This is a genomic window from Catenibacterium sp. UBA627, assembly GCF_002299355.1.
Lineage (GTDB): Bacteria > Bacillota_I > Bacilli_A > Erysipelotrichales > Coprobacillaceae > Catenibacterium > Catenibacterium mitsuoka.
In genome coordinates this window covers 5559-15403 of the sequence record NZ_DBPF01000040.1, presented here as the reverse complement: position 1 = coordinate 15403, position 9845 = coordinate 5559, and the positions used below count along the sequence as shown (strand labels likewise).

The window sequence follows — 9845 nt, the reverse complement described above, 5'->3', positions numbered from 1 at the left end:
ATGCATCAAGTTCAGCTTCATGAGCGCCGTTTAATAGGCGTTAATAAAATTTAATTTTCGCTAACTTGTGGTTTGTGGGTATTCAAATTGTAGTTTTTATTTTTTTCCATTACTTCATCTAATAAATGTTTACATGGTTTCCATAATCTTCAGTACGCTGGTCTAAAATAATTCTTTTGCATTACAGAACTATCTTAAAAATGAAACTTGATTTAGTAAATCCTGATTATAAGTATAATAATGCCTATTAGTTTGGGGTTGGTTTGCCTTTAGAGTTCCTTCTCTATCCCAACGTTATAATAACTTAACAGATACGCCTAAAGATTCAGCAAAATCCTTTGGCTTATAATTTGTGATATTTGTTGTGTTCATTTTAACGCTCTCCCTTGAGGGAATTTGAACGCATTTAATCACAACTGTCAATATATTTAGTTACTTATATTTCCTCCTTCTATAAGTTTATTTTATCACAAGTACAAATGAATATGTAAGAAACTTTATTCCAAATATTGAGATATGTTATAATGCATGGGAAAGAGGTGGATTATGGAATACCATGTTTTAGCAAGTGGTTCTAAAGGAAACAGCACATTTATTGTAGAAAAAACTACAGGTATTTTAATAGATTGTGGTATCTCAAAGAAACAGTTGACTTATCAACTCAAAGAGATTGGATATACAATAGATGATATAGATTATGTATTATTAACCCATGATCATACAGATCATAACAAGAATATACATATATTTGATAAAGAGATGGTATATACCGCAAAAGGGAATATAGCGGATCTAGATGAGGATCATGAACTTATTCCTTATACAAGTTATACTTTTGGTGATATAGAAGTGTATGTATTACGTGTTTCACATGATGCGACTAATCCTATTGGATTTATTTTTAGTGGTGATGAAACACTCCTTTATATGACAGATACAGGTTATGTATCACAGAAGAATAAAGAACTTATTCATAACTTGAATTATTATATTATAGAGTCCAATCATGATATAGGGATGTTGATGGCTACACGTCGTCCTTTTTCTTTAAAGAATAGAATTATGGGTGATACAGGACATTTAAATAATGAGTACAGTGCTCATTTAATGTGTGATGTGATTGGTGAGAATACGAAAGAGATTGTACTAGCCCATTTATCACAGGATGCCAATACAAAAGAAAAGGCGTTAGAAACTTATTATTCTATATTTGATGAAGAAAAGATGACATTTGATAAAGAGATGATCAAAGCAGCAAGCCAAACATCAGTGGTTTCTGGAGGAAAATATGAACATTAAGATTATTACTGTAGGTAAGTTAAAAGAGAAGTATTTAAGAGATGGTGTACAGGAGTATGTAAAAAGACTTGGTGCGTATGCTCATGTAGAGTTGATTGAAGTACCTGATGAAAAGATACCTAATAACCCTTCACTTGCAGAAGAGACACTTGTGAAAAGCAAGGAAGGAAGAAAGATTCTTGATCATGTGAAACAGAATGATTTTATGATTCTGTTAGATGTTGCTTCACGTGAGATGGATTCAGTGGCTTTTAGTCAATATATTGAGAAAAAGATGATTGATGGTTATTCTACTATTGATTTTGTGATTGGTGGTTCCTTAGGACATGGAGCGGATGTTCTTACTAGAGCTGATTTTAAATTATCTTTTTCACCAATGACTTTCCCTCATCAATTAATGCGTCTGATTCTTGTAGAACAGATTTATCGTGCATTTAAAATCATGAAGAATGAAACATATCATAAATAATGTCCATACATAGTATGGACATCTTTTTTACGTAAAAAAAGAACCTGTAGAACAGGTTCTTGCGTCTTATTTAAGACCGTATTTCTTATTGAATTTTTCAACTCTACCATCAGCACTCGCAAATCTCTGTTTACCAGTGTAGAATGGATGACAGTTTGAACAAGTATCCACACGGATTTCATCTAAAACTGAACCAGTTTCGAATTCGTTACCACATGATGTGCAGATTACTTTTACTTTTTTGTAATTTGGATGAATTCCAGCTTTCATTGTCTTATCTCCTTCCGCCTTGAAATATTTGCTACTTCAAAGTAAGTTGCTAGTGTATTGTACATCATTTTTTATTGAAATACAATAGCTTTTTTAAATTTATTTCTTAGTAATATAACCTAATTTTGTTAACATTTCAGCACTTTCAACAGCACCACCAGCAGCACCTCTTAAAGTGTTGTGAGATAAACCTACAAACTTATAATCGAAGATGTTATCTTCTCTAAGTCTACCAATAGAAACTCCCATACCGCCTTCATAATCAACATCTAATGTAACCTGTGGACGGTTTTCTTCTTCCATGTATCTGATGAAATGTTCAGGTGCATGTGGAAGCTTAAATTCCTGTGGCTGACCCTTGAAGTTATTTAAACGATCAATTAATTCTTCTTTTGTAGGCTTCTTCTTGAAACTAATAGAAACAGTTGCTGTATGACCATTTAATACTGGTACACGAATACATTGTGCACTAATAACAGGTCCTTCAGCTTTAACGATTTCACCATTTTCAATATGACCAAATACTTTTAATGGTTCCTGTTCAGACTTTTCTTCTTCCCCACTGATTAAAGGAATGATATTTCCTACCATTTCTGGCCATTCCTTGAAAGTCTTCCCAGCACCAGAAATAGCCTGGTATGTACTTACTACAACCTTTGTTGGTTCAAATTCCTTCCATGCTGCTAAGCAAGGTGTATAAGACTGGATTGAACAATTAGGCTTTACTGCGATAAAACCTTTCTTAGTTCCAAGTCTCTTTCTCTGATCTTCGATGACAGCATAATGTTCTGGGTTGATTTCTGGAATAACCATAGGAACATCAGGTGTCCATCTGTGTGCACTGTTGTTTGAAACAACAGGTGTTTCTGTTTTTGCATATGCTTCTTCAATTGCTTTGATTTCTTCTTTACTCATGTTTACTGCTGAGAATACAAAATCAACTTCTTTCGCAATGTCTTCAACATCTGCAACATCTTTTACGACAATGTTCTTGACTGCTTCAGGAATAGGTGTATCCATTTTCCATCTGCCTTTTACTGCTTCTTCATAAGTCTTTCCCGCACTCGACTTACTTGCTGCAAGTGTAGTCACTTCAAACCATGGATGGTTCTCTAGAAGAGTATTAAATCTCTGTCCAACCATTCCAGTCGCACCTAAAATACCAACTTTTAACTTGTCACTCATAGCTTCTCCTCCTATCAACATTAATCGTCAATCATATAACGAGTAATGTGCGCTCCTAATGTGATGAGCTTGTGGTCTATATTATCATAACCACGGTCAATATGGTAGACATTTGTAATTTCAGTTTTACCTTCTGCCATTAAACCAGCCACCACAAGAGCAGCACCACAGCGTAAGTCTGTAGCCATTACTCTTGCACCATGTAGAGGTGTTTTACCTTTTACATAAGCACATGCTTCACCTAATTCAATATCTGCTCCCATCTTATTAAGCTGAGCACAATGCTTAAATCTTTCTTTATAAATAGTTTCAGACACTTTAGATTGTCCATTACCCTGTGTTAATAGAGTTGTTAGAGGCTGCTGCAAGTCAGTCGCAAATCCTGGATAAATCTGTGTCTGTACTTCAACAGGCTTTAAGTTTCCATCATTGCCATATACAACAATGCTATCGCCAATCTTTTCCATCTTAATGCCCATTTCCTTTAATTTAGAAATAAGTGCATCTAGATGCTGTGGAATAATATTCTGAATAACCATCTTTTCACCAATTGCAGCTGCAATGATCAAGAAAGTACCTGCTTCAATACGATCAGGAATAATTTCATGATATGCACCATGCATATGCTCTACACCATCAATAGTAATAGTATCTGTACCCACACCACGGATTCTAGCCCCCATCTTTGTAAGAAGGTTGGCTACATCAATGATTTCTGGTTCCTTCGCTGCATTTTCAATAACAGTACGGCCTTTAGCCTTTACTGCCGCTAACATAATATTGATAGTTGCACCTACAGAAGCAAAATCTAGATAGATTTCAGTTCCAATAAGTTCATCAGCCTTTAAATGATATGTTCCTGTTTCTTCATCATAATTGATTTTGGCACCTAATGCTTCAAAACCTTTTAAATGAAGATCAATAGGACGAGGTCCTAAATAACATCCTCCAGGCATTCTAATAGTTACTTCTTTATATTTACCAAGTAATGCACCCATAAAATAATAAGACGCTCTTAATTTATCAACTGCACTACTTACAAGTGGTAAATTTTTCATATTTCTAGGATCTACACCGATTTCACCTACGGATTTATCCCTTTCAACAATACAATTCAATTCTTCTAATAATGTGGTTAACGCATCAACATCTGAGATTTCTGGTACGTTATATATTTCTACTGGTTCATCTGAGAGAACAATAGAAGGGATCAATGCTACAGTCGCATTCTTCGCACCTGAGATAGTGACTGTGCCGTTAAGTTTATGTCCGCCTTCAATAGCAATTACTTCTTCAGCCATTTTTATACAATCCTTTCGTTAAGGTTATTTAAAGTTTATATATATTAAAAAACAATTAAGTTAAAAGTTAATAAGTTTAAGTCAAAATATTGGATTTTATCTCGACGAATTCATTATATAGTATTTCTTCGAAAATCACAAAGAAAACAGAAAGTAAATGTCCCTTTTTAATAAAAGAATATTTTACTTTTAAAAAAAACATGATATACTATGACCACATGGTCCGTTGGTGAAGTGGTCAACACACTTGGTTCTCATCCAAGCATTCAGGGGTTCGAACCCCCTACGGACTACCATTTTTTTATGCGAATAAAAAAAAGAAAGCCAGGCTTTCTTTTTAAAATGTTTTATTTGTATAAAAAAAATGGCTGGGGTAACTGGATTCGAACCAGTGAAATGGCAGATTCAGAGTCTGCTGCCTTACCGCTTGGCTATACCCCAACAGCAATTTATATTATACATATATTTTAGGAGATGTAAAGAGAAAAATGACAAAAATTCGTACAAGATTCGCACCAAGCCCTACAGGCTACATGCATATCGGTAATTTAAGAACAGCTTTATACTGTTATTTAATCGCTAAACATCAGGGTGGCGACTTTATTTTAAGAATTGAAGATACTGACCAGAACCGTGAAGTGGAAGGTGCAACTCAGTTGATTTATGATATTTTAACTGAAACTGGTCTTAACTGGGATGAAGGACCAGATAAACCTGGAGATTGTGGACCTTATATCCAGTCTGAAAGACTTCCTATTTATCATGAATATGCTAAGAAGCTTATTGAGCTAGGCGGTGCTCATTATTGTTTCTGTGATAAAGATGCTGACAATGATTATGATCCTTGTCGTATGCTTGATCAGGCTGAAATTGATGAAAAGCTTGCAGCAGGTGTTCCTTATGTTATTAGACAGACTATCCCTGATAAGGGTAAGGCTACTTTTGATGATGAAATCTATGGTCATATTGAAGTAGATTGTACTACTTTAAATGATTCTATCTTAATTAAGAGTGATGGATTCCCTACTTATAACTTTGCGAACGTTGTAGATGACCATTTAATGGGTATTACTCATGTTGTACGTGGTAATGAATATTTAGCTTCTACACCTAAATATAACCTTCTATATGATGCATATGGATGGGATAGACCTACTTACATCCATTTACCACCAGTAATGAAGGATGAACATGCTAAGTTATCTAAGAGAAATGGTGATGCCTCTTACCAGGATTTAACTAAACAGGGTTATTTAAAAGATGCCATCCTTAACTACATCGCATTACTTGGATGGTCTCCAGCTGATGAAGAAATCCTTTCATTAGATGATTTAATTGAACAGTTCAACATTGAACATATCTCTAAAGCTCCAGCTATCTTTGATATTGATAAGTTAAAATGGATGAACGGTGTTTATTTAAGAAACATGTCATTAGAAGAATTCCACAAAGTAGCTTCTCCTTACTATGACTTCATCACTATTCCTGTAAATACATTAGAAATCTCTAAAGCATTACAGCCACGTGTTGAAAGATTAGCTGATATTCCAGAATTAATGGACTTTATCAATGAAACATTACCATTTGATGCATCTATCTATAAACATAAGAAGATGAAGACTAATCCTGAAAACTCTTTAGAAGCATTAGAATTATCTTTACCAGAACTTGAAAAATGGGAAGATTATGATGATGACGAAGGATTAATGAATATGATGATGGATATTGCTAAGAGCCATGAATTAAAGAATGGACGTATTATGTGGCCTATCCGTGTTGCATTATCTAATAAGGCATTTACTCCTGGTGGTGCTGTAGAAATTGCTCATATTCTTGGCAAAGAAGAAACTTTAAGAAGAATTAGAGTTGCTATCGAAGATTTAAAGAAATCAGTGGCTGAATCAGCAGAATAAAAACAAGAGGCTCATTTGAGCCTCTTTTAGTATACTATCTTATAGTTTTCAAGTGCACCGATTAGGTTAGAATCATTATTGTATTTACATTGTACTAACTTAACTTGTGGGATAGGCACAGGCATTTTTTCATAGAGTTCTTCTATTGACTTCTGGATATAAGTCATTAAAATGCCTTGGTTTTCATATTAATCCTGGAATAAAGGAGTAGAAAGATAACGATCACCTGTATCTGGGAGTAAGGCTACAATAGTCTTTCCTTTATTTTCTGGTCTTTTCGCAAGTTCAATCGCAGCATAAACAGCAGCACCTGAAGAAATACCTACTAAGATACCTTCATTCTGACCTACTTCTTTACCAGTCGCAAATGCATCTTCATTAGTTACACGGATGATTTCATCATATACCTTTGTATCTAATACATCAGGTACGAAACCTGCACCGATACCCTGTATTTTATGTGCACCACCCTGTCCAGTAGATAGTACTGGAGATGAATCTGGTTCTACTGCAACTACTTTTACGTCTGGTTTCTTATCTTTTAAGTACTGTCCTACACCAGTCACTGTACCACCAGTACCTACACCAGCGACAAAGTAATCGACCTGACCATCTAAGTCTTCAAAGATTTCTGGTCCTGTTGTTAAGTAATGTGCCTGTGGGTTAGCTGGGTTAACGAACTGTCCTGGAATATAGCTGTTTTCAATTCCTTCTGCGAGTTCATTTGCTTTCGCAATAGCACCCTTCATACCCTTGCTTCCATCTGTTAAGACAAGCTCAGCACCATATGCTTTCATTAATGTACGTCTTTCTACAGACATTGTTTCTGGCATAACAATAATAATACGATAACCTCTTGCAGCCGCAACAGAAGCTAAACCAATACCTGTATTACCTGAAGTAGGTTCAATTAATACAGTATCTTTATTAATTTTTCCTGCTTTTTCTGCTTCATCAAGCATATTCTTCGCAATTCTATCTTTAACACTTCCTGCGGGATTGAAGTATTCAACCTTTGCGATGACCTTTGCTTCTAAGTTATATTTCTTTTCTAAATGTGTTAATTCTAATAATGGTGTATGGCCAATTAACTGGTCAGCACTAGTATATACCTTACTCATGTTAATTCTCCTCCTAATTTGTTATTTTACTGCAGCAAAAGCCTGATCTAAGTCTGCAATAATATCATCAATATGTTCAGTACCAATAGATAATCGAATAGAATTCTGCTGGATACCTACCTGTTTTAATTCTTCTTCATTCATTTCTGCATGTGTCGTAGAAGCTGGATGAATAACTAAAGATTTCACATCTGCAACATTTGCAAGTAATGAGAATAACTGTAAGTTATCAATGAAATCTTTTGCTTTTCTTGCATCACCCTTGATGTTGAATGTAAAGATTGATCCACCACCATTAGGGAAATACTTCTTATATAATGCCTGCTGAGATGGATCTGTAGATACTGAAGGATGTGATACAGATTCAACCTGTGGATGGTTATTTAAGTATTCTACAACCTTTAATGTATTTTCTACCTGTCTTTCTACACGTAATGAAAGTGTTTCTAGACCCTGTAAGAAGATCCAAGCATGAATTGGTGAAAGAGTTGCACCCATGTCTCTTAATAAAATAGCTCTAATTCTTGTAATATAAGCAGCGGCTCCTACATCTTTCGCAAAGCTTACACCATGATAAGATGGGTTTGGTTCAACAAGCTGTGGGAATTTATCTGCATGTGCTGCCCAGTCAAACTTACCTGCATCAACGATGACACCACCAATAGTAGTACCATGACCACCAATGAACTTAGTTGCTGAATGAATAACAACGTCAGCACCATATTCAATTGGTCTAATTAAATAAGGTGTACCAAATGTGTTATCAATGACTAATGGTAAACCATGTTTATGTGCAATCTTTGCGATTGCTTCGATGTCTACAACATCTGAATTAGGATTACCTAAAGTTTCAATATAAACAAGTTTTGTGTTTTCCTGAATAGCATCTTCAAATGCCTGTGGATTTAATGCATCTACGAATGTAGTAGTAATACCATAATCAGTAAATGTATGTTTGAATAGGTTGAATGTTCCACCATAGATGTTTTCTGCAGATACGATATGGTCACCTGCAGCCACTAAGTTTTGTACTGCGTATGTCACTGCAGCTGCACCAGAACCTACTGCCAAGGCGGCTACACCACCTTCTAAAGCTGCAATTCTTTTTTCAAATACATCTTCAGTTGGGTTTGTTAGACGACCATAGATATTACCAGCATCCTGTAATGCGAATCTAGCTGCTGCATGATCTGAGTTATGAAAAACGTAAGATGAAGTCTGATAGATAGGTACTGCACGAGCGTCAGTGACTGGATCAGCTTCTTCCTGTCCTACGTGTAATGCAAGTGTTTCGAAATGATAGTTTTTATTAGACATGTATGTTTCCTCCTTAACCCTATTTGTTTGATAGGTTAATAGGATTATAGCAGTGATAAACCTACTAGTCAACTATATTTATATTATTTTTTGTGAATATTTCGTATTTTCTAAATTTAATTGATTTTATTTATGATTATATGACATAATCATCGCCATTTGATGAAGCAGGTACTAAATCACTTAAAGAAACACCTTCTAAATAGTCTGTAATCACTTTATGTAAACCAGTCCACATAGGTAATGTATTACAATAAGATGCTCTTTCACATGTATTACATTCATCTGCTAAACATGACACAGGAGCTAATGTTCCTTCAGTAATCTTAAGAATAGAAGCAACACTATAGTCTTCTGGAGCATGTGTTAAACGATATCCCCCACCTTTACCTCTTAAACCTTCTACGAAGTGTTCTTTAGATAAAGATTTAATAATAATTTCTAGATACTTTTCAGAGATATTCTGTCTTGCCGCTATTTCTTTTAATGGTATATACTTAGAACGATCATGCTGTGCTAAATCAATCATGACACGTAAAGCATAACGTCCTTTAGTTGATATCATCATAAGCATTCCTCCTTTTACATATACCTAGTATACTAGAGGGTTATAGGGTAAGTCAAGAATAATAAAAATCCATCATGACTGATAATTCATACTTGCTTGTTATATATGGTGTATAATGATTAATGTAAAAGGATGCATTAAATAGTGATCAACAGCTGTATAAGCTATATGTCAAATCAAAGAAAGGATGAGATATAACCAGAAACATTACATACACAAGTGCAACATATTTGGAGTTACTTTACTAATAGCCCGTTAATTTTTGTATGTTATAATATATAAACTCAAATACAAGGAGATTCTATGAAATCAAAAAAGATTATTGTAAGTATTGTTGTTTGTTTAGTCATTGCAGTTATTGCAGTATTTGTAGTACCTAGTTCTAGTTCTTATTTATCAGAA

The 9845-nt window shown here is 34.7% G+C and carries 9 protein-coding genes, 2 tRNA genes and 1 pseudogene; 4 read left to right on the top strand and 8 right to left on the bottom strand.

The features are described 5' to 3' along the window. Nucleotides 1-127 precede the first annotated feature (127 nt). Nucleotides 128-372: pseudogene (locus tag B2S90_RS10985) on the bottom strand (MerR family transcriptional regulator); the annotation flags it as partial. A gap of 174 nt (nt 373-546) precedes the next feature. Between B2S90_RS10985 and B2S90_RS02915 the strand changes: the two are divergent. Next, nucleotides 547-1299 carry an MBL fold metallo-hydrolase gene (locus B2S90_RS02915; protein ID WP_286696517.1) on the top strand — a complete coding sequence of 251 codons (753 nt, stop codon included), beginning with the start codon at nt 547-549 and terminating at the stop codon, nt 1297-1299. Then, complete coding sequence (rlmH, locus tag B2S90_RS02910) at nt 1289-1768, top strand: 23S rRNA (pseudouridine(1915)-N(3))-methyltransferase RlmH (RefSeq protein ID WP_055233965.1); 480 nt, start codon at nt 1289-1291, stop codon at nt 1766-1768. The genes B2S90_RS02915 and rlmH overlap by 11 nt, the downstream gene beginning before the upstream one ends. A 66-nt stretch (nt 1769-1834) precedes the next feature. Here the strand turns inward: rlmH and rpmE are convergent, their stop codons facing one another. From rpmE to B2S90_RS02895, 3 genes are all read right to left on the bottom strand, one after another. Then, nucleotides 1835-2038: a 50S ribosomal protein L31 gene (gene rpmE / locus B2S90_RS02905; protein ID WP_055233966.1), complete on the bottom strand. Its 204-nt coding sequence runs from the start codon at nt 2036-2038 to the stop codon at nt 1835-1837. A 99-nt stretch (nt 2039-2137) separates the two neighbouring features. Continuing rightward, entirely contained in the window at nt 2138-3223 is a 1086-nt protein-coding gene (gene asd, locus B2S90_RS02900; protein ID WP_055233967.1) for an aspartate-semialdehyde dehydrogenase, read from the bottom strand. Between the two features lie 20 nt (nt 3224-3243). Continuing rightward, on the bottom strand, nt 3244-4524 hold the full coding sequence (locus B2S90_RS02895; protein WP_055233968.1) for a UDP-N-acetylglucosamine 1-carboxyvinyltransferase: 1281 nt from the start codon (nt 4522-4524) through the stop codon (nt 3244-3246). A gap of 220 nt (nt 4525-4744) precedes the next feature. Here B2S90_RS02895 and B2S90_RS02890 point away from each other — a divergent pair. Continuing rightward, nucleotides 4745-4820, top strand: a tRNA-Glu gene (locus B2S90_RS02890). 69 nt (nt 4821-4889) lie between these two features. On the opposite strand, the gene B2S90_RS02885 is transcribed toward B2S90_RS02890, so the two are convergent. After that, nucleotides 4890-4965 (bottom strand) — tRNA-Gln (locus B2S90_RS02885). 47 nt (nt 4966-5012) lie between these two features. On the opposite strand from B2S90_RS02885, the gene gltX reads away from it, so the two are divergent. After that, nucleotides 5013-6437 (top strand): glutamate--tRNA ligase, encoded by a 1425-nt coding sequence (gene gltX / locus B2S90_RS02880; RefSeq protein ID WP_278779560.1) that lies wholly within the window; start codon nt 5013-5015, stop codon nt 6435-6437. Between the two features lie 188 nt (nt 6438-6625). Here the strand turns inward: gltX and cysK are convergent, their stop codons facing one another. The 3 genes from cysK to B2S90_RS02865 all read right to left on the bottom strand — a co-directional run bounded on the left by cysK (nt 6626) and on the right by B2S90_RS02865 (nt 9443). Further along, nucleotides 6626-7558 carry a cysteine synthase A gene (cysK, locus tag B2S90_RS02875; RefSeq protein ID WP_006507092.1) on the bottom strand — a complete coding sequence of 311 codons (933 nt, stop codon included), beginning with the start codon at nt 7556-7558 and terminating at the stop codon, nt 6626-6628. A gap of 21 nt (nt 7559-7579) precedes the next feature. Beyond that, complete coding sequence (locus tag B2S90_RS02870) at nt 7580-8875, bottom strand: O-acetylhomoserine aminocarboxypropyltransferase/cysteine synthase family protein (RefSeq protein WP_006507093.1); 1296 nt, start codon at nt 8873-8875, stop codon at nt 7580-7582. Nucleotides 8876-9011: 136 nt separating this feature from the next. Continuing rightward, a complete protein-coding gene (locus B2S90_RS02865; protein WP_055233970.1) occupies nt 9012-9443 on the bottom strand; it encodes an RrF2 family transcriptional regulator in 432 nt (143 codons plus the stop codon). Between the last annotated feature and the right edge of the window lie 402 nt (nt 9444-9845).

Excerpts from the sequence above, each read along its gene's own strand:
- B2S90_RS02915 (WP_286696517.1), top strand. The coding sequence starts at position 547 with ATGGAATACCATGTTTTAGCAAGTGGTTCTAAAGGAAACAGCACATTT.
- rlmH (WP_055233965.1), top strand. The coding sequence starts at position 1,289 with ATGAACATTAAGATTATTACTGTAGGTAAGTTAAAAGAGAAGTATTTA.
- rpmE (WP_055233966.1), bottom strand. The coding sequence starts at position 2,038 with ATGAAAGCTGGAATTCATCCAAATTACAAAAAAGTAAAAGTAATCTGC.
- asd (WP_055233967.1), bottom strand. The coding sequence starts at position 3,223 with ATGAGTGACAAGTTAAAAGTTGGTATTTTAGGTGCGACTGGAATGGTT.
- B2S90_RS02895 (WP_055233968.1), bottom strand. The coding sequence starts at position 4,524 with ATGGCTGAAGAAGTAATTGCTATTGAAGGCGGACATAAACTTAACGGC.
- gltX (WP_278779560.1), top strand. The coding sequence starts at position 5,013 with ATGACAAAAATTCGTACAAGATTCGCACCAAGCCCTACAGGCTACATG.
- cysK (WP_006507092.1), bottom strand. The coding sequence starts at position 7,558 with ATGAGTAAGGTATATACTAGTGCTGACCAGTTAATTGGCCATACACCA.
- B2S90_RS02870 (WP_006507093.1), bottom strand. The coding sequence starts at position 8,875 with ATGTCTAATAAAAACTATCATTTCGAAACACTTGCATTACACGTAGGA.
- B2S90_RS02865 (WP_055233970.1), bottom strand. The coding sequence starts at position 9,443 with ATGATGATATCAACTAAAGGACGTTATGCTTTACGTGTCATGATTGAT.